Annotated in this window: 22 protein-coding genes; 11 read left to right on the forward strand and 11 right to left on the reverse strand. The window is 47.4% G+C overall.

The window, feature by feature from the left end; genetic code table 11:
- Nucleotides 1–272: 272 nt before the first annotated feature.
- Nucleotides 273–545 carry a GlsB/YeaQ/YmgE family stress response membrane protein gene (locus tag ACKFKH_RS07740; RefSeq protein ID WP_446857683.1) on the reverse strand — a complete coding sequence of 91 codons (273 nt, stop codon included), beginning with the start codon at nucleotides 543–545 and terminating at the stop codon, nucleotides 273–275.
- A gap of 439 nt (nucleotides 546–984) precedes the next feature.
- Here ACKFKH_RS07740 and ACKFKH_RS07745 point away from each other — a divergent pair, with 439 nt between their 5' ends.
- Both ACKFKH_RS07745 and bioA read left to right on the forward strand, forming a co-directional pair.
- Complete coding sequence (locus tag ACKFKH_RS07745) at nucleotides 985–1,755, forward strand: biotin--[acetyl-CoA-carboxylase] ligase (protein ID WP_446857684.1); 771 nt, start codon at nucleotides 985–987, stop codon at nucleotides 1,753–1,755.
- Nucleotides 1,756–1,850: 95 nt separating this feature from the next.
- A complete protein-coding gene (gene bioA, locus ACKFKH_RS07750) occupies nucleotides 1,851–3,134 on the forward strand; it encodes an adenosylmethionine--8-amino-7-oxononanoate transaminase (RefSeq protein WP_446857685.1) in 1,284 nt (427 codons plus the stop codon).
- A gap of 1 nt (nucleotide 3,135) precedes the next feature.
- Here bioA and ACKFKH_RS07755 read toward each other — a convergent pair whose 3' ends face one another.
- The 9 genes from ACKFKH_RS07755 to ACKFKH_RS07795 form a co-directional block, all read right to left on the reverse strand.
- A complete protein-coding gene (locus ACKFKH_RS07755) occupies nucleotides 3,136–3,345 on the reverse strand; it encodes a hypothetical protein (RefSeq protein ID WP_446857686.1) in 210 nt (69 codons plus the stop codon).
- A gap of 82 nt (nucleotides 3,346–3,427) precedes the next feature.
- Nucleotides 3,428–3,565 carry a DUF6760 family protein gene (locus tag ACKFKH_RS07760; RefSeq protein ID WP_446857687.1) on the reverse strand — a complete coding sequence of 46 codons (138 nt, stop codon included), beginning with the start codon at nucleotides 3,563–3,565 and terminating at the stop codon, nucleotides 3,428–3,430.
- Entirely contained in the window at nucleotides 3,550–3,879 is a 330-nt protein-coding gene (locus tag ACKFKH_RS07765; protein WP_446857688.1) for a phage tail assembly protein, read from the reverse strand. The genes ACKFKH_RS07760 and ACKFKH_RS07765 overlap by 16 nt, the downstream gene beginning before the upstream one ends.
- A 13-nt stretch (nucleotides 3,880–3,892) precedes the next feature.
- Nucleotides 3,893–4,243, reverse strand: a complete 351-nt coding sequence (locus ACKFKH_RS07770) for a hypothetical protein (protein WP_446857689.1) — start codon at nucleotides 4,241–4,243, stop codon at nucleotides 3,893–3,895.
- A gap of 24 nt (nucleotides 4,244–4,267) precedes the next feature.
- Nucleotides 4,268–4,762, reverse strand: a complete 495-nt coding sequence (locus tag ACKFKH_RS07775; protein WP_446857690.1) for a phage tail protein — start codon at nucleotides 4,760–4,762, stop codon at nucleotides 4,268–4,270.
- Nucleotides 4,763–5,266: a phage tail protein gene (locus tag ACKFKH_RS07780; RefSeq protein ID WP_446857691.1), complete on the reverse strand. Its 504-nt coding sequence runs from the start codon at nucleotides 5,264–5,266 to the stop codon at nucleotides 4,763–4,765.
- Between the two features lie 197 nt (nucleotides 5,267–5,463).
- On the reverse strand, nucleotides 5,464–5,931 hold the full coding sequence (locus ACKFKH_RS07785) for a phage tail protein (RefSeq protein ID WP_446857692.1): 468 nt from the start codon (nucleotides 5,929–5,931) through the stop codon (nucleotides 5,464–5,466).
- Between the two features lie 39 nt (nucleotides 5,932–5,970).
- Nucleotides 5,971–7,668: a phage tail sheath family protein gene (locus tag ACKFKH_RS07790; RefSeq protein WP_446857693.1), complete on the reverse strand. Its 1,698-nt coding sequence runs from the start codon at nucleotides 7,666–7,668 to the stop codon at nucleotides 5,971–5,973.
- 31 nt (nucleotides 7,669–7,699) lie between these two features.
- Nucleotides 7,700–8,215, reverse strand: a complete 516-nt coding sequence (locus ACKFKH_RS07795; protein WP_446857694.1) for a Pvc16 family protein — start codon at nucleotides 8,213–8,215, stop codon at nucleotides 7,700–7,702.
- Nucleotides 8,216–8,553: 338 nt separating this feature from the next.
- On the opposite strand from ACKFKH_RS07795, the gene ACKFKH_RS07800 reads away from it, so the two are divergent.
- From ACKFKH_RS07800 to ACKFKH_RS07820, 5 genes are all read left to right on the forward strand, one after another.
- Nucleotides 8,554–9,642, forward strand: coding sequence for a sensor histidine kinase (locus tag ACKFKH_RS07800; RefSeq protein ID WP_446857695.1), 1,089 nt, complete (start codon nucleotides 8,554–8,556; stop codon nucleotides 9,640–9,642).
- Between the two features lie 30 nt (nucleotides 9,643–9,672).
- The gene (locus ACKFKH_RS07805) at nucleotides 9,673–10,347 is read left to right on the forward strand and encodes a response regulator (RefSeq protein ID WP_446857696.1); all 675 of its coding nucleotides are present in this window, start codon (nucleotides 9,673–9,675) and stop codon (nucleotides 10,345–10,347) included.
- 128 nt (nucleotides 10,348–10,475) lie between these two features.
- Entirely contained in the window at nucleotides 10,476–11,702 is a 1,227-nt protein-coding gene (locus tag ACKFKH_RS07810; protein WP_446857697.1) for a DUF4255 domain-containing protein, read from the forward strand.
- Entirely contained in the window at nucleotides 11,699–13,609 is a 1,911-nt protein-coding gene (locus ACKFKH_RS07815) for an ATP-binding protein (protein WP_446857698.1), read from the forward strand. Before ACKFKH_RS07810 ends, ACKFKH_RS07815 begins: the two co-directional genes overlap by 4 nt.
- 71 nt (nucleotides 13,610–13,680) lie before the next feature.
- Nucleotides 13,681–15,738 (forward strand): eCIS core domain-containing protein, encoded by a 2,058-nt coding sequence (locus ACKFKH_RS07820; RefSeq protein WP_446857699.1) that lies wholly within the window; start codon nucleotides 13,681–13,683, stop codon nucleotides 15,736–15,738.
- A gap of 225 nt (nucleotides 15,739–15,963) precedes the next feature.
- Here the strand turns inward: ACKFKH_RS07820 and ACKFKH_RS07825 are convergent, their stop codons facing one another.
- The gene (locus tag ACKFKH_RS07825; RefSeq protein WP_446857700.1) at nucleotides 15,964–16,578 is read right to left on the reverse strand and encodes a Uma2 family endonuclease; all 615 of its coding nucleotides are present in this window, start codon (nucleotides 16,576–16,578) and stop codon (nucleotides 15,964–15,966) included.
- Between the two features lie 200 nt (nucleotides 16,579–16,778).
- On the opposite strand from ACKFKH_RS07825, the gene brnA reads away from it, so the two are divergent.
- The 4 genes from brnA to ACKFKH_RS07845 form a co-directional block, all read left to right on the forward strand.
- A complete protein-coding gene (brnA, locus tag ACKFKH_RS07830) occupies nucleotides 16,779–16,961 on the forward strand; it encodes a type II toxin-antitoxin system BrnA family antitoxin (RefSeq protein ID WP_446857701.1) in 183 nt (60 codons plus the stop codon).
- A 221-nt stretch (nucleotides 16,962–17,182) separates the two neighbouring features.
- Nucleotides 17,183–17,377, forward strand: a complete 195-nt coding sequence (locus ACKFKH_RS07835) for a hypothetical protein (RefSeq protein ID WP_446857703.1) — start codon at nucleotides 17,183–17,185, stop codon at nucleotides 17,375–17,377.
- Nucleotides 17,374–17,943: a phage tail protein gene (locus ACKFKH_RS07840; RefSeq protein ID WP_446857704.1), complete on the forward strand. Its 570-nt coding sequence runs from the start codon at nucleotides 17,374–17,376 to the stop codon at nucleotides 17,941–17,943. The genes ACKFKH_RS07835 and ACKFKH_RS07840 overlap by 4 nt, the downstream gene beginning before the upstream one ends.
- A 3-nt stretch (nucleotides 17,944–17,946) precedes the next feature.
- Nucleotides 17,947–18,907: hypothetical protein (locus ACKFKH_RS07845; RefSeq protein ID WP_446857705.1), on the forward strand; the 961-nt coding region annotated here is incomplete at its 3' end.

Genomic DNA, 18,907 nt, shown 5'->3' on the forward strand with positions numbered 1-18,907 from the left:
TCAAAGTCCCCCAGACTGGAGGATTTAGGGGGCGAAGGATCTGTAGCATTAACAAATTGATTTGGTATTATACGATCGACTGATATGAGAAAGTACTCTAAATCGACTCAAGTTTTAGCCCCAAGTGATTAGAAACCTGAGCGATAAAAAACCCCGGCCTCTTTAAGAAGTCGGGGGTTCTTGTTCATTCCGCAGAATGGCTTGTAGAGTTTGGTGACGAAGCGATCGCTTTACGACGATCTATTATGATCACCTTCAATCACCCTAGCAATCTAGTAAGCATTGCGACCTGCAACGGCGTAGTAGATAAACAGCGCCAAAATTGCACCCAACACTGCCACTACAATACCGCCAAAGCTCAGACCAACCGAGCCTAGAGCGAGCGTCCCAGTTGTCAAAACTGTGTACAGCGTACCGCCCAAGAAAGCCCCTACAATACCCAAAATCATCGTTCCCAAAATGCCGCCGCCTTGGTGACCGGGATAGATAGCTTTAGCGATCGCGCCTGCAATTAAACCTAAAACAATCCAAGCTAGAATACCCATTGTGTTTTCCCTCTGCTAATGTTCTCTAAATTCAAGATGTACTTACATGATCAATCACTAACGTTCACAAGCTCAGACCGCACTGATTAAGGGCTTAACCCTTTGATGTGACCTGGTAAAGATGCAATTCAACCTTTACACCGTTCTGATTTCTGTCCTATAAACACTCCTGTTGTTCTAGATTAGAACTTCAGTAAGAAACCGTTGCGGCTCGTGTTCCCTGGTGCGTTTTCCATGAGTCAAGATTAGCAATCTCAAATCTAAATCTCTGCCTACCTTGGGATAGGGAAGCGAGCAACGAAAGTAGTAACTAATACTAAGATTCCATCTACCTTTGGAGTGATAAGGCTCGTCTAGATTGGGTTCCATAAACAATTTAAGAATTTAAGCTAAATGGTAGGCTCTTTTAATGGTTGGACAAGAAATAGGAGTGCGATATATGAGTGCAATCGTTCCAGACGCTCCTAGCTGGCTGCATTGGTTAGAAAGCTGTCCGAGTACTAATCGATGGGCGATCGAGCATTTAACTCAGTTAGAATCTGGAGCCGTCGTCTTTACTCAACAACAGACTCAGGGGCGGGGGCAACATGGGCGAACTTGGTACGCACCACCGGGAGTTTTGACATTGAGTGTTGTGCTACACATTCCTATTTCACAGCTATCGGGACTTAGTTTGATCGCAGGTTTAGCGGTGATTTATGCGGTTGAAGAATTGATTCCCGATTTAGACCATCAGTTGCGCCTAAAGTGGCCGAATGATATATGGCTAAATCAAAGAAAATTGGCAGGCCTTCTCTGTGAGGGCGTTACTCAGGGAGACTATACAAAGCTGGTTGTAGGCGTTGGACTGAATCGTTGTGCTGATTTCTCTAAGTTAAAAGAGATGATCAATCCGATTAGTCTCCATGAAGTAGTGGCGGTTCCTGATGAATTTGCTTTTCTCGATCGCATTCGTGCTCATCTCTTGAAAATTACTACGCCTTGGCAATCATTACAGTATTCTCAAAACCAATCTATTTTGCAGTCTCTATTATCTGATTTGCGCGATCGTGATGCTCTCTTGGGTCATACCGTTACGATTGAACTGCATGGGGAAACTGTGACAGGTAAGGCGATTGGGATTAACGATCGGGGCTGTTTGCTGGTGCGGTTAGCTGATCAGAGCATTCGGAGCTTCACCTCTGGGCATGTCAGCCAAATTGAAGAATGAGCGATGAAGGATAAAAGAATTGATTCAATTAGTCGGGATGGACTGGTACATTGAGTTTAGAAATTTAGGCGGATTGTTTTGCGATCGCTCATTCTATGAACTCCTCTGATTCTCCGATTTGGCGACCTTTTACGCAGATGAAAACCGCTCCTCCAGCGCTCAAAGTCGTGAGAGGAGATGGCATCTGGCTAGAATTGGAAGACGGGCGACGGGTGATGGATTGCATCTCAAGCTGGTGGGTGACAATTCATGGACATGCCCATCCCGTCCTGGCCGACGCGCTCTATCACCAGGCAAAACAGCTAGAACAGGTCATATTTGCCAACTTTACCCACGAGCCAGCCGAGCAGTTAGCCCGCAGACTGCTGACGCATTTACCAAACGCTTTGACGCGGGTGTTTTTCTCAGATAATGGGTCTACTTCCGTCGAGGTGGCGCTCAAAATGGCGTATCAATATTGGCGCAATCAAGGCGAACCTCGCACACGCTTTTTGGGCTTTGAGGGGGGCTATCACGGCGATACGATCGGAGCCATGTCGATCGGCGGAAGTTGTGACTGGTGGCAGCCGTTTCGGTCGTTGATGTTTGAGATGGAGGTGGTGCCATTTCCAGCAACGTTTGATGAAGATTCTGAAGTTGAGAATCGTGAAAATCAGGTGTTAGAGAAGATTGAATCTTATTTAAGTCGCGATCGCTATGCAGGCATTTTTATCGAACCGCTGATCCAAGGGGCGGGGGGAATGCGGATTTGTCGATCGCAGTTTCTTCGATCGCTGCAAGATTTGGCTCATCAGTTTGGCGTGCTGTTAATTTATGACGAAGTGATGACGGGTTTTGGGCGAACGGGCGAATTGTTTGCGTGTCTCAAATCCCAGACGGCTCCTGATATTCTCTGTTTGTCGAAAGGATTGTCAGGGGGCTGTTTGCCGCTGGCGGTGACATTGGCGAGTGAGGAAATCTATCGATCGTTCTACAGTGACGACGCGAGTAAAGCGTTTCTGCACGGCCATTCCTTTACTGGGAATCCCTTAGCTTGTGCCACAGGATTGGCTTCTCTCACACTTTTAGAACAGTCTCCACAACGGTTTCGGGAGCTAGAATCTCAGCATCGTCAATACTTAAATCAATATCTAAAGGAACATTCTAGAGTCGAAAAAATTCGAGTTTGTGGAACGATCGCAGCAATGGAAATCACAACGCAGGAGCAATCAGGTTATTTCAACACGATCGGGTCTGATTTGCGCGATCGCTTTCTCGATCTGGGATTCTTTCTGCGTCCACTTGGTAATACGCTTTATCTAATGCCACCTTACTGCATCACCGATCACGAATTGGAATCAATTTATCAAACAATTCATAAAGTTTTAGATACGATATAACTCACGAACCAATCAGCTTCTTTAAATACAAGTAAGCCTCTTCGGGAGAACGCATCGCTGATTCTTTTTCGTTAGGAATGTAGAACTCCCAACTGTCTGGAAAATGACGCACCACAAAACTGGGAATTAACCCTAGTTTCAGTGCTTTTCGACCTAGCGCTTCGGCTTGTTCTGCTAGTGTAATTTCGTCGTTGAATGGAGCGTTACTCATGGTTAAAATTTCTCGATCGAGCTAATTTCCCAATCCTAGATCATCCCCGTCCTATTCCATCCTTCTTTTGGTTTCTTTTTCCTCAAATCAGCCGCTTGATTTCTTCAACCCAGCGTCGCCGCTCTGCGTGTTCCAGGTTCAAAATCTCGTCGCGTGACCAGTGAAAGTGCAGCGCAATAAAGGCTACCTCCTCGTATAGCTGCTCTAAGGGGTAGCCCAAAATTCCCCCGATGGGCAACACTCGACGTAGGGCTGGTTGAGATGATTGAATAAGGTTTGCAGGTCGGTGAGGTCAGTCAGAAACAGAGATTCGAGGTCGGAGGGCGCGATCGTCTCCCAGGTTCCCAATTGAGTAATCACCTGTGATAAGAGTATTAGCGTTCCATAGTTAGGGTCGTCTTGCAGATGGCGATCGTTCTGTATCAAAAGTTCATCGTTGCCAGTCACCCGCCGCATCGTTCCTTGTTGCTGCAATTTTCCGGTAGCGTCGATCAATCCTTTGCAAAGTGTGAAATTGAATGCGATCGGTTTCATGTTCTAACGTGTTTTAAGAAGCGTTCAGTTGCAATACATTTGGTGAGGGCGAAGTATTCGTTGACACGTTGCCAGGATCTTCTAATTCATTAATTTGACGGTAAAACTTCTGTAAATAACTCAGATCACAAGCGAACAATCCCTCAATCACAGTTGGGGTAATTTCCTGTAAGATTCCCAGTTGCGTAATGACTCTCGTTAAGATGATCACCGTTGCATAAGCAGGATTGGTTTTGACACGCGGATCGCGCATCGGAACGATTTCATCGATCGCTCTTGACAATCGCATTACGCCCTGACGGTGCAGATTTCCTTCGCCATCCAGATAGCCTTTGGGTAACGTAAACTCAAATTCAGTTTGCATGTCGCCTCCTTAATTCTCCGCTCCTTAATTCACCGCAACCCGCTTCAAGCCTTCTACTGCCACTTCCAACTCTTCGACGACAAATCCACCTTCGGCTGCACTCAAATCTGTAATGCTGTAGCGCATAGGCACGCCGGACTGAAACTCCAACCGAAATTGCGCCTCGGCTGCCTGGTTATACACGACTAGCGAACCGTCTCGACGCTGTTTTGACCAGTTGCCCTGCCCCACCGTTTCCATCCAATTCCACAACGTTGCTGAGACGGTCAGACCTCGCCGCAAAATCAGATTGGTGTAGGTGACATTCCCCGGAATTTTGGTGCGAACCACTCGACCGATCGACGTGCCCGCTTTGCCCCAGGTTTGAGGGGTGACTTCGCAAGCCTCGATTACCGCTTGGCTCACCTGAAAGCCTTGACATTCGCTAAAGTAGCCGTCTACAGAATCGTCGCTGCCGTCGAGTTTGAGTTCCAAATAAAAGCGACAAGCGGTGAGAATTTCGGGAAAAGCAGTAGGCATTTAAGGATCTTTGAGCGAGAATTTCATGCGTTCAAATTGCAACTCGAATGTCCAGGTTTCCAAATCGCTGCTAGTTGCGGTTCGAGCCGGGACTTCAAAACTGCTGGGAAGAACTCCGCTAAAGTCGTATTTGATGCCCACTTTGCCGTCGGTGCCTGAATAGTAGACGTTGACGGTCATATCTTTGCGGAGCGATCGCGCCTTAGCTGCTTCCCCCAAGTTGGCTTTTGAGGAGCAGTCTGAATACCACTGATAGAGTTTGGTGTCGTCACCCTGCTGGTGTTTGCCGGGAATTAAAACGATTTTGACACTGCCATATTTAGGCTGACTGGGGACGCTGAGAATCAGGGCTTTGCCTTTGGGGCCAGAGCCGATCGAGTTCTCGGCCTGAGCGGGCGACATATCGACTTGCCAACCGCTGACTTCTTTGACAATTAGATTCTTCAAATCGGTCAATTCGACATCAAAACTGTCTTTAGATAAATACTCTGGAACGTCTGCCATATTGGGTTCTCCAATTCAGAAGGGAGGAAGGAAGAGGGGCACCTTCGCTGCGGTTACAAATCTGGGAAGCCCCCTAAATCCCCCACCAGTGAGGGACTTTGAATGATAAATCTTGGCTAAAAGTCCCCCAGATTGGGGGGTTGGGGGGCAGAAGTGCTAAACAACGAAGCGGAAAACTTCACCGAATTCACACCGTTTTAGGAAGCGCGTTCAAATTGATCGACTTGCAGGGTGAAGGTTTCTTCAAAGAGTCCGCCGTCGATCGTCAGGGAATCGATCGTATATTTGCAAATCCAGGCATTATCTAGTCGCCAGGAGCTAATCTTAGTACCCTCGGAATTGTAGGCATCGATCGAGCCTTTTTTGCGGGCAGAATCGGGAAAGCCTTTGCCGTTTTCAGATTTGGGCATACATTCTTGCAGCCAGGTACGCATCTTGGAACTGGTACTTTTTTGATCGCCGCTGGCTAGTGTTTTTAAGGTAATTTGGGCAGATTGTTCTCGCTTTTTGGTTAAGGTTTGGCGCACGCCTCCTCGTTTGCCGGACATCTGCACATCTCCCCCTTGAACATCGGTTTTGTAGGGCGGAATATCCACACTCATAAACAACAAACTGTCCAATCCGTCGATCACTAATTCAAAATTTTCAACCGTTACGATCGCCATTTCAATTCTCCTTCAGCTATCAAAATCCACAACTCAAACTTACTGATTGGGCGACCACTGACTAATCTGGAAGATCACAAATTCCGCAGGTCGAACCGGGGCAACGCCAATTTCGATATACAAACGACCTTTCATAATCGTGTCGGGCGTGTTGATCGTGGCATCACATTTGACATAAAACGCTTCTGCGGGAGAACCGCCAAACAAAGCACCTTGTCGCCATAATCCTTCTAAGAAATTGCTGACGGTGCGGGTGACTCTGGCCCACAAATCTTGATCGTTAGGTTCAAATACGACCCATTGCGTACCCATCTCGATCGACTTGGCAATATAGCTCATCAACCGTCGCACACTGATATAGCGCCATTGAATATTGTCAGGTTCGACTAAGGTGCGAGCACCCCAAACTTTGTAGCCGCGAGTGTAATTCGAGAAGTTGCGAATGCAGTTGATCCCCTGGGGGTTGAGTAATTCTTGTTCGCGAATATTGACCTCGTAAGCTAAACCAATCACGCCTCTGGGCGTTTCGTTTGCAGGCGCTTTGAACACTCCACGTCCTTGATCAACTCGCGCCCAAATGCCCATCATGTGACCACAAGGCGGCACCAATATCGGCTTACCACTATCACGAGGATTTGCAACTTCGATCCAGGGGTAATAAAGTGCTGCAAACTGAGAGCGGTAGTTAAACTTTGACAACCATTCTGCAACGTGCTGCGGCTTTTGCTGGTCAGGAGTGACTGCTTTATTCTCATTCTTACCAATTTGCACCGGAGGAGCATCAATCACGGCCATGCGAAATGGAGGACTCGGAAACGAGGTTTCACACGCACCGATAATCATCACCATAATGGCGTGTACCTGGTCGAGATCTAGCCAGCCTTTCTGGAAGGCAAGCATCAAATCGGGACAGGCAACCATCGCCACTTCATCAACCTCAAATAAGCCTTTGATCCCGGTACGATCGCTGCTTGCTCCAGGAAGCTTGACCGCAAAATCTTCTTGGGTTCGCACTTGGGGAGGTGCGGGAAATGGATAAGTTCCATTGATCGGTCGCATGGCCAAAGCAGGGCCTCCTGCACTAGGATCGATCGCGATCGTCACATACTTAGAATCTTTTAACTTCTCTGCAACCACCGCGCCATTGTTGACCATCGAAAGATTACTGTAAATTGGGGTTTTCTTCTGCGTGGCGGCATCGAGAGGTTCAACAAGCTGACCGCCAACCCGCACTTCGATTTCAAAGAATTCTCCCGTGTCCACAGGGGTCTTGCCGTCAACGGTTGGGGGCGTACTCGGCAAGATCGAGACGGTCACTGCTCCTTTGGGTGCTTTATCGTCAGCGGGAGGTTCCTTAGCAGTAATTTTAAGTGAGGGACGATTGCCACCGGCCGCAATCAGTAGAGGCGGTGCAGCAGGCTTGTCATCCTTTTTCCCCATGCCCGTACCAATGCTCGTCACCCAACAGCGCCCGCCCCCATTTTTGAACCACCCATCCACCGCAAACGGCAGATAAGCATTGAAGTCGGTGTAGCCGTCAGACTTGTCTTTGGCAAAATATTGCAGATATTGATCCCAACTGGTGACCAATGTCGGTTGAAACACTTCAGCCCCGCCCCGGACATCTTCGGTAAAGCCAATGAATCCGGCAACGCTTAAGCTCACACCCTCGATCGGACGACTGCCGCGATCGACCTCTTCAACATATACGCCAGGAGCAAAGTAATCTAAGGCCATGAGCAGAAGTCCTCCAAGTTAAGTAAAAAAGTTAATTGTGTTGACTGACTACGCAAGGTGAGCCATGTGAGCAAAAAGGCACTGTGACAACTACCTGCACTGAGGGCCGCAACGGGACGCCTAACGCTCGCCAGAGTTGTGCCGTTTCACTCAGGTCTTGACTCGAAACCCTCATAGGCAATAGCCCCTGGTGTCGCAAAACGGGAGCGAGAAACGCTTCGGGTAGAAAATGATGTCGTAATAGCAGAGTCAACACCTCCGATATCAAATGCTGTTCGCTCAGGGCGGTTGAGTCCCAAACGCTGATCAAAAACGAAACATCGACCCTTTTAGCAAGTAAATTTTCTGATGAAATTGACGCGGAAGCGTCTGGATAGCGAACCGCGTGGGCAAAACAATGTTCGCGTAGGTCGTAGCAGTAGAGATTGAGGCGCAGTCCTGGAAGGGAGCTTGTGCCAGGGTGATTAAAATAAATTTGCTCTTTGCGAATGAGCGAAATTTCACTAGACAGAATTTCCGCCAAGGTTTGGGCGATCGCAGAAATCATAGAACTCAGGTCGATAGACCGTACAGGTTATAGATTAGGGAGTTGATCACCCAAACGTTATTAGACCTTTGTCGAAATTTTAAAAAATATGTGGGAATGGATGAATTCTCCCTCATTGCGATTAATCTAGGCGATGAGTAACTTTTAGTACCGTTTCCTCTTTTTAGGGAATCAGGGGGCATTAAAATGAGGTAATACCGCTAGATGTCTTTTTGATCTATCAGTTAATCTTCGGTCTGGTTTGTGTGGTTCCTAGTTTTATCCAACGCTTCTAGGCAAGTCTTTTCGGCTCTATTCAACTTTTTTCAGAGAATTCGTTGCGTTAGACACTACTTAATATGTGTTCACTTAGCCTGCTGGACACGAGAGATGTTTATCATCTCCACCTCAAGCAGTTAGCAGCCCAATTGCCCCTGGTTGCAGCTTGTCTTGTATTCCGATCGCTCAATTCTGATCGTCAAGTGATCACTTATTGCGATCGCGATTCCTCCAAGTTGGATTCTGATTTGAATTCTGATTTGGATATAGAAGCGATCGCCGTTAAAGTCGAAGCCTGCCAGGAACAAATTCTGTCTATTCTACAGGTCGTAGAACTTAAGTCAGCAGTTCATTACAAATCCTATGTTTGTTTATTATCGCTGCGACCTGATTGTGAGTACTTGCTAGTATGCTGTGATGAATGGCTCTCTGATCACCAGCAAGCTATTATCCAACAACAAGCCCACGTTATCAGGCAGTCACTACTCTTACACGAGGAGTATTCCCGTCAAGAAGCCAAGATACAGCTTTTAGAACAGGTCGTACAACGAGTTGAACATCAGCTACGAAATCCCTTATCGCTGATTAGTCTCCATGCAGATCTGCTTCATTTACAACTGCCAGAAGGACGGCTCAGACAAGAAGTTGAAACGATTCAAGAAACTGCTAAAGATCTAAGTTTGAACCTGAAGAACTTACTCTATTGTGGATCGCAAGCGGGACTCAATATCACAGCCTGCGACCTGCGATCGCTCTTTCAAGCCAGCGTGACCCAACTCAAGGAAGCGATCGCTGACAAACAGCTAGAGATTCACTATTCAAATTCCTCGGCGATGCTGACGGTAGACGGTTGGCAGATTCGACAGGTGTTTGACAATCTCTTGAGTAATGCAATTCATTTCAGCCCACCGGGAAGCACGATTTCCTGTCACTGGCAAGTTTTTCACTCCGAAGTTTTGATCGAGTTCTCTGACCAGGGATCAGGCTTATCGCCCACCGATCTCACCCAGGCATTCGTCCCTTTCTACTCTCGACGCTCCGGCGGCACAGGACTAGGACTGGCGATCGCTCAGAAGATTATTCTCGACCATCAAGGCAGTCTCTGGGCCGAAAATTTGCCCCAGGGCGGAGCGCAGTTTTCGATTGTCCTTCCCCGACTTAGCTCATAAAGTTCACCTTCCCACTCAGGTTTCTCTACCATGTCACTCCTTACTATTTCTGTTTTGTTAGTGGACGATCGCCCCAGTTTTCGTCAAGGATTACGAACGCTACTCGACTTTTACAGCGTCACCGGATCGATGCAGTTTCAAGTGGTGGGTGAAGCGGCGACTGTCGATCAAGCCATTCACCTCACGGCAGAACAACATCCCACGTTAGTCTTATTAGATTTAGAACTGTCACAGAGCAGTGGCATTGATTTCTTGCTGCATCAAAAAGCCCAAAATGCGACGACTAAAGTTCTTGCGCTCTCGGCTCATCAAGAGGATGAATGGGTGTTTCGAGCAATGCAAGCAGGTGCCTGTGGATACGTATTCAAAGAAGGGTTAGCGGCTCATTTGTGTGAAGCGATCGCGACCGTTTTGCAAGATCAAGTTTATTTGCCTCCCGATGTCGCGACGAGTTTTTTCCGGCTGTTCCATTTCTACGCAGGTCGATCAATTCAGGCGCGTCAGGCTTGTCGGCTCACCGATCGCGAACAGGAAGTGTTGAAGTGGCTCGTACAAGGTGCCTCTAACGAAGAAATCGCTAAACATCTCTACATCACCGTTGCCACCGTCAAAGCCCACCTCACCGCCATTTTCGAGAAAGTCGGAGTCAGCAGCCGAACGCAAGCGATCGTCAAAGTTCTCAAACTAGGACTGGTATCAGCATGAGAGTGAGGTGTGAGGTGTGAGGTGTGAACTGATAGTGAATAGATCTTGATCTTGATATTCACACAACACCCAGCGCTTTTCCTCCGTCCTCCGTCCTCCGTCCTCCCTCCTCCCTCCTCCCTTTATCCATGAGCAATCATCTCGCGATCGCGACCGTCACCGCTGTTCTCCGCAAAATCCTGCAAGATCAAGTGGCAGAAGAAGGATTTCAAGTTACGACCGATCGCCCAGATACGCTGCTGCGAGGGGCGTTAGAGCGACGGGTAAATGTGTATTTGTATCAGACCGCATTGAATCCAGTTTGGCATCAGAAGTCTGATCTGAGACAGCGAAATCGCAGAGGAGAATTGGCAATAAAATCGCGAACGGCACTTGATTTACATTACATGTTTAGCTTTGTGGGAGATGAATCGCGACTGGAACCGCAGCGACTTTTGGGACGGATTGTGCGTACTTTGAGTGATGATACGGTGATTACTGGGGCAATGATTCAAAGAACGCTGGCGGATGAAGACTTTCGCTTTTTGGATGGATCAGATTTGGCGACTCAAGTCGAAGATATTCGCTTTACGCCAATGGATCTGTCGCTAGAAGATCTCTCTAAAGTCTGGTCGGTGTTTTTTCAATCCCCTTACACGCTCTCGATCGCTTACAAAGCCTCCGTAGTCGTGGTAGACGGAGAAGATTTGGCACAAAAAGCGTTACCTGTGCGAGATCGTCGATTTGCTGGGTTTGCTCCTTTTACCGGTCAGCCGATCGTCGAAATGGTGCTCTCTCAAGCAGGGAAATTTGAGCCAATTTTGGACAACAGTTCGCTTCTAATTCTCGGCAAAGATTTGAGCGGGGATCAAACGCGGGTAAGGATTGGTGGGTTTGAAGTTGCCCCAAATCAGATCAGTGAAACTCAGATTGTGCTCTCGTCGCTGCGAAATTTGCGATCGGGTGTGCAGTCTTTACAAGTGATTCAGGGAGCGATCGAGTCCAATGTGGCGGCGTTTGTTTTGCGTCCTTCGATTGTTGATATAACGGTTCTCAATTCTGTTGATGGTGGTGATAATTTATACGCTGCCAGCGTTGTTGTTCGAGTGAATCCGATCGTTGGAGCGCAACAGCGAGTCCTGTTAATTCTCAATGAATGGACAACAGATCAACCTGTGACTTATTTATTTCAGGCAAGCAATCGTACTCTTGATACAGAAACGATCACCATTCCCATTCGCGAGGTCAAAGCGGCGGATTATCTGGTTCGGGTACAAATTGATGGGGCTGAGAGTCTGTTGTTTGTTGAAGAAAGTGATGCTAATTCTGTGACATCAGGTTGGTATACTCGTCCAAAAATTACGATCGGCGCATGATCACAGCTTTAACCTGGCACGAACAAAATCAACAATTTTTGATGGCAGCGATCGCTCAAATTCGATCTCGTCTCTGTCAACTGGCTCAGATTGAAACTTCACCCGATTTTGAAGCGATCGATCCCACGTTTGGGTCTGCATTGGATCGGTTGAGTGAGATTTTTGGGCTGTCGGTGTTCGATCGTGAAGTGCTGTTACTTTGTGCAGGCATGGAGTTTGACAGTGGTTGGTCGGCTTTGTGTGCAGAAGCTCAGGGCGATTCTCAACTCAATCATCCGACGTTGGGTTTAGCGTTGCGACTTTCATTCCATTCCGATTGGGCAGGCTTACTCCCGACGGCTCCTTTACGACGCTGGCGACTGATTGAAATCGGCGGCGGTAACGCACTCACAGCCAGTCCTTTACGCATTGACGAACGAATTCTTCATTACCTGGCAGGCTTGTCTCATTTGGACGATCGCCTCTCTACCTTTGTCGAATCCGTCCAATTTAATTCAGACCCGATTCAGCCTTCTCACCAGCAAATCGCTGCCCAAGTTTCTGCCCTGTGGCAACAAGATTTTTCAAGTTTCCCGATCGTGCAACTTTGTGGAGCCGATCCCGTTAGCCAACAAGCGATCGCTATGACAGCCTGCCACAAATTAGGGTTATCGCTCCATCGCTTGAATGCAGAATTACTGCCCACTGATCCCAATTCATTACACTTAATCCAACGCCTTTGGGAACGGGAAGCTATCTTAACGAATAGTGCGCTGTTACTCAATTTTAGTTCAGATTTACTAGAAACTGAGAAAGGGCGATCGATCATTCAGTTTATAGAAACGGTGCGCTGTCCGTTAGTCGTGATGAGTCGCGATCGCCATCATCCCCGGCAACGCTATCTAGTCACGTTTGAGATTCCCCCACTCACGCGCCAAGAACAGTATACCATTTGGCAAAACGCTTTAGAAGACAATGCTGAGTTAAACGGGACGATTGAAGCCCTTACTTCCCATTTCAATCTCAACGCCACCACAATTCAAACGATTTCACGTACAGCAGTAAACCAAACCAAAAATACACTCTGGAACACCTGCCGAATTCAAGCACGCCCCAATTTAGATAGTCTTGCCCAACGCATTGAGTCCGATTCTGAGTGGACTGATCTGATCTTGCCAGAGCGCGAACAGCAGATGCTGCAAGACATTGCTATTCAGGTCAGACACCGCGCCAAAGTGTACGAAACCTGGGGATTTGCTGAAAAAGGCGATCGTGGATTAGGAATCAGTGCCCTCTTCGCCGGGTCAAGCGGAACGGGCAAAACGCTGGCCGCCGAAACCCTGGCAACCGAACTAAAACTCGACCTTTATCGAATTGACTTAAGCGCTGTTGTCAGCAAGTACATTGGCGAAACTGAGAAAAATTTACGTCGCGTCTTTGATGCCGCAGAAACGGGAGGCGTGATTTTGTTATTTGACGAAGCCGACGCAATTTTTGGCAAGCGATCGGAGGTCAAAGATTCGCACGATCGCCACGCCAACATCGAAGTCAGCTACCTGTTACAGCGCATGGAAGCTTACCGGGGATTAGCCATTCTCACTACCAATCTCAAAGACTCTCTGGATACCGCTTTTCTGCGTCGCATTCGCTTTGTCGTGCAGTTTCCCTTTCCCGATGCCAAACAGCGTGCTGATATCTGGCGACAAATCTTCCCCACCCAAATGCCCACGCAAGGATTGGATTTTGACAAACTCGCCAAGCTCACGGTCGCTGGCGGAAACATTCGCAATATCGCTCTAAACGCGGCCTTTCTAGCAGCAGAAACCAATCAGCCCGTCATGATGCCACACCTGCTACAAGCGGCAAAACGAGAGTATGTGAAACTAGAGCGATCGATCGCCGATTCCGAAGTCAAAGGCTGGGTGTAACTCGACGAAAGTCTAATCTTCTGTAATTCATTTCGGTGCCACAATAAAACATCTTCACGCTGAGGCTTGTGATGCAGAAACAGCAGATTCAAAAGAAAGCAAATACGAATCCAACCGCTAGTTCGGTGATTCCAACCCGTCCATTTGCACCTCAAAAACCTGCATCTTCAGAAGCTCAGTCACATAACCTTCTCGCCAAACCGCTGTTTCCCATTCAGGCAAAACTGACGATCGGACAGCCCAATGATAAGTATGAACAGGAAGCCGATCGGGTGGCTCATCAAATCGTCAATCAGATTCAGACACAACCGATTCAACGGCAAGAGATAGCTGAAGATGAAGAATTGAGGATGAAGTCGATCGCCCAACGGCAATCTGAAGCCAGCAGTATGACCGCAGATCCAGAGGTAGAAAACGCAATTCGACGATCGCGTGGTAGCGGACAGCCCCTTACAGCCAGCATTCGAGAACCAATGGAGCAAGCGTTTGGTAGCGATTTTAGTGGCGTTAGAATTCATACCAGCCCTCAAGCTGACCAGTTAAATCAGTCGCTGCAAGCAAAAGCCTTCACCACTCAACGGGATATCTTCTTTCGACAAGGAGCGTATTCGCCTCAGAGCAGCAGTGGGCAAGAATTGTTGGCACACGAATTAACTCATGTAGTGCAGCAAACCGGAACGATCCAAGCGACTCCCCAGATTCAATGCTTATTCACCGATTACGACAGCCTCAACAGCACTGAGAAATACTATGTTGATAAAGTGCTGCCCTTCGGCAAAAATACTAAGGACGCTAAATCAGCCGTCAAGCAACTCTATAAAAACGATACTCGGTTGTTTACCTCCCCTGAACGCACTGCGCTTGCACAGCTTGCACAATCCTCAAACGGAAGAACCTGGTTAAAAGATTCAGGATTCACCAACGGAGACATCCATGCCTATGCAGTTGTTCTAGGATCAAATTTTCCAATGCCAGTAGCCGATTACGCTGAGGGCACAGATTTTGGTGGCTGGGAAAATTTACCCTCTGGATTTAGGCTATGGACTGCCTCCTATGCTGGAGTGAATCGGGCACAGCAGAATGTTCAGAATAAGCCTCCGATGTGGAAGGTCGATGCGATCGAAAGTAAAGATCCCGCTACGGCAAATGCTGCAAAACAGCGTATTTACGCACGCGATGCTCAAGTCTGGCAAGATACCTTGACCGATCCCACGCAGGCTCAAAAAAATCGACTCACAGATCCAGGAGGAGCAAACCTAACGGCGAACGAGAGTACTGAAGTTCAAACTCGAACCACGCTGGCAACCGAAATTGTGCGGCGGTTGTTTGTGGTCATGCAATACGGCTTAAATTACTACGACACCCAAGGGGCACTCAACAACTGGACAGAACAAGTAGCCGTTGCGCTTTCCCACGGAGGGCGAGTGAATATCCGCATCCCAGCCGCCAAAAAAGACCCAAACCGATTCTTTAAATGGCTGATTGGTGAAGAAGCAGAAACTTCTGGAGTCCACACCAGAACAGCCGGAACTCACCGTGTTGCGATCGGCGAAGGGCAGACTGGATCATTCAAAGAGAAGAAAGGGTTTGGTGCAGCCATTAATGCAAAAGTAGGTACTGAAACAGGTGAAACGCATCACTACGGGTTAGACCTGCCTGTGGGTGGACTGGGCAACGTCGATATCAATGGTGCAGTCATTCTCCCCAACGGCTCCTATGGACACCTCTATATTGGCTACAAACCGCCCACAGCCACGCGAGACGGAGCGCTGTTGATTGGCTGCGAGACGGATGCCCCTGGTAGCACAAATGCATTAGGACATAAACATGATTGGCGAGCCAAGAGCGCAGAATTTTCGACAACAGGAGGCGCAAAATCTGGCAAGATTGGACGAGAAAAAACGGGCATGATGATCGATCTGGCAGCTATTCAAAATGCTCCAGGTGCAACGACTCAAACTCCAGCGCAAGCCGATTGGATGCAAAAGCTCAAGAAACTGGAAGCTGAAGTGGTTACAGGGCGCGTCACTACTCAGGAATTGGTAGGAGATCAGGCAAACTTCCGTCAAAATCCACACGTACAAGCGATTATTGGATTAGGTGCGCCAGCCACCGATCTAAGAACTTAACTTCACGATCGAGATGAAAGATACAAGCCCCTGCGCTCCATTCCAGTGACACATTCAAACAATCGGGTTGAAGGTTGACTGTATGCAGAAATCACAAATTCAAAAGAAAGCGATCGCCAATCCTTGACTTTCGACCACTATCAAAATCTCAGAGTGCTGAATGCACTTCAAGCGATCGTCGGTCTTGTCGTGCGATCTTGAGTTAGAGATATGGAAGGGCAATCGCTACAATCCCGCAGAAAATACTTGCTCTGCTGTCAGATTCAATTCTGGAAAAGCAGGGGAGATGATGCGATCGCTTCCTCGAAATTGCTGTACTTGATATTCACCATCCATTAACTGATAGACCGAGAAGGTCGGTTGCTTGGGGTTGCTGATATAGCGCCTTCCTCCCAACCCCAAATAATCAACGATCCAATACTCCGGGATTTGGAGTGCCTCATAATCAATAAATTTGTGCCCATAATCATCTCGCCAATTGGTACTGACTACTTCAATGACAACTCGGACTGATTTTCCCTGAGTAATCGTCGATCGCTTTTTCCATAACGGCTCATCTTGTAATGCAGTTTGATCCAGCACAATCACATCTGGGTTGTAGCCTGCTTGCTCGTTGTCTACTGGTTTGACGATCGCTTGTCGAGGAATTAAACATGACAACGCCAACCGATCAATCTCAACCCCCAACTTGACTCCCCAAAAACCACCCACCTGCTCGTGTGGGCCAGTCGGTTGCATCTCAATCACCACCCCATTCCACAATTCATATCGACCATAGCCATCTGGATACCAATCCAGAAACTCCTCTAAGGTCATCAGTTGAGGAATTACTTGAATCATGTCTCTCAGCCTCTGTGGTGCGATCGCTTTCAAGTCTAATCTAGATCCTGTTAGGTCATTGTAGTATGGGTCAGCCCATGCAGTTTCTTGCGCTCGCCGCTCTTGTAGTGCGATCTTGAGTTAGAGATATGGAAGGGCGATCGCTTTTCTAAAGGGATAGGAATCAGTCCGGCGATCGCGAGAAGAAGAGGTCACAATTTATGAAAGCAACAGAATTTGATGCTAAATTCGACCAGGAGAAAGACATCACTGAATTCTTAGACCTCTCCCAAGCCAAGCGCCCTGGTCATGAGCAGAAACGAGTCAACGTGGATTTTCCGACCTGGATGATCGAAGCATTAGACTATGAAGCGATTGGGTGTCACCCGTCAGTCAATTATTAAGCTATGGCTTGCAGAACGGCTTGCACAGCTATCTCGCTGAGACTTGTAAATTAGTTTGTTGTATTGCGATCGCGGAGAGAAAACTGAGATGATGCAACAGGTTTGGCTTTCGGAGTACGGGGCAGTTTGACAAGCATTCCTATCGCCGATCTTCGACTTTCGACTACTATCAAAATCTCATGGGGCTGACTACACTTCAGTCAGATTAAGTTGGCTCAAAGATGAGAATTGACCCGATTGAATTAACGCGAGTCGGAGAGGACTGTGATTCCAAACTGATCAATCAGATTGCAGGTGAGGTGTTGGCTGACCCCATGCTGATGCAAACGCTGGGTGAAATGGTTTTGAAACTAATGGAGAATGACTTGCGTAACCAGCGCGATCGCAGCGGACTGCACAGGAGATTAAACGGATGAAAACGGGCAGTGATGTGCATGAATTAAACTATGTCACCGCCAATCGATTTTATGTGGAGATTGAGGAAAGCTGCATCAGTGCATGTTTTAGCGAATGTTCGGGGTTGAGTGTGCGGGTGAACTACGATCGCTACTCCGAAGGCGGCGTAAATCATCAACAGCGCATTATTTTAGGCCATACAGAGTTCTCAGAAGTGACGCTAAAACGCGGCATTACCAACGACTTGACTTTTTGGGGCTGGGCTTATCAGATGTTGACTCGTTTGGAGCCGAGCAGCCATCAGCAAATTAATCCTTATCGTCGTAATATCAACATTTTGTTGTTTAATCAGGCGGGTGAGACGATGCAGTGTTGGACGCTGATTGGGGCGATTCCAATTGGTTGGCAGGCGGCTCCTTTGCAGGCAGATGCGGAGACGGTTGCGATCGAAGAACTGACTTTAGCGTATGAAGGAATTAAGGTAGCTGTGAACTTAGATCCAGCGCGATCGGGCAATACGGGTGGTTCTATTTTCCATCGAAATGGGCGAGATTTCAATTCGGGTGGGTTCTTTCCGAGTAACTAGCGTATGGTGGATGCTGATTTCAAAGAGGAAGATACATTAGGGATTCAGAATCCCTTGTTGTCGCCTGCTCTGCTAGGTCAAGAGTGGTTGCAGCGTCAATTTTTATCGCCGTTAGGTGCAGTTTCTCTCTTAGGCATCTATAGAATCTCTGGCTTACAGCCTGAACCTGAAATAGAATCGATCTCATCAAACAATTCATTGGCTATTTCCTCTCTCAATCAGGAATCTGTTCAAGATTGGAGGACTTCAAAGGCAACAGATAACTCATCTAAAGTCAGAGCAAGTCGAACAGTGCCAATTCAAAGAAAGCTCGTTCAAAATGTTGAGACGATCGCCGATCACAAGTCTGAAGTACAACCAAATACTCAAGTAGCTCAACATGAAACTGTAGACTTTTCAATAGAACCAAAAGCAAAAATAATCTCTGCTGAAGTCGATCAACCAAAATTAACTCAGCAAGAAATTATACAAAGAACTGAAGCAATTACGCCTGATATTCAGAGTGTTGCAGAGCCGATCGCTCACTCTAATCCTGAGACACGTCAAGTCAATCAAAATATAGATTTCATAGTAAAAAGAAACTCCACTTCAATCACAGATACTCAGCCAGGATTAATTCAGCGAGAAGCTATTCAGAAATCTGAAGTGATCGCATTTGATACTCAGGGTGTTGTGGATTCGATCGCCCATTCCGATTCTGAGACACGTCAAATTAATCAAAATGAAAACATAGATTTCATAGCAGAGAAAAATTCCACTTCAATTACAAATACTCAACCAGAATCACCAGAATTAATTCAGCGAGAAGCAATTCAAAAACCTGAAGTGATCGCATTTGATACTCAAGGTGTTGTGGATTCAATCACTCATTCCGATTCTGAGACACGTCAACTCAACCAAAATGAAAATATAGATTTCATAGCAGAGAAAAATTCCACTTCAATTACAAATACTCAACCAGAAT

Source organism: Phormidesmis sp. 146-20, assembly GCF_052939475.1.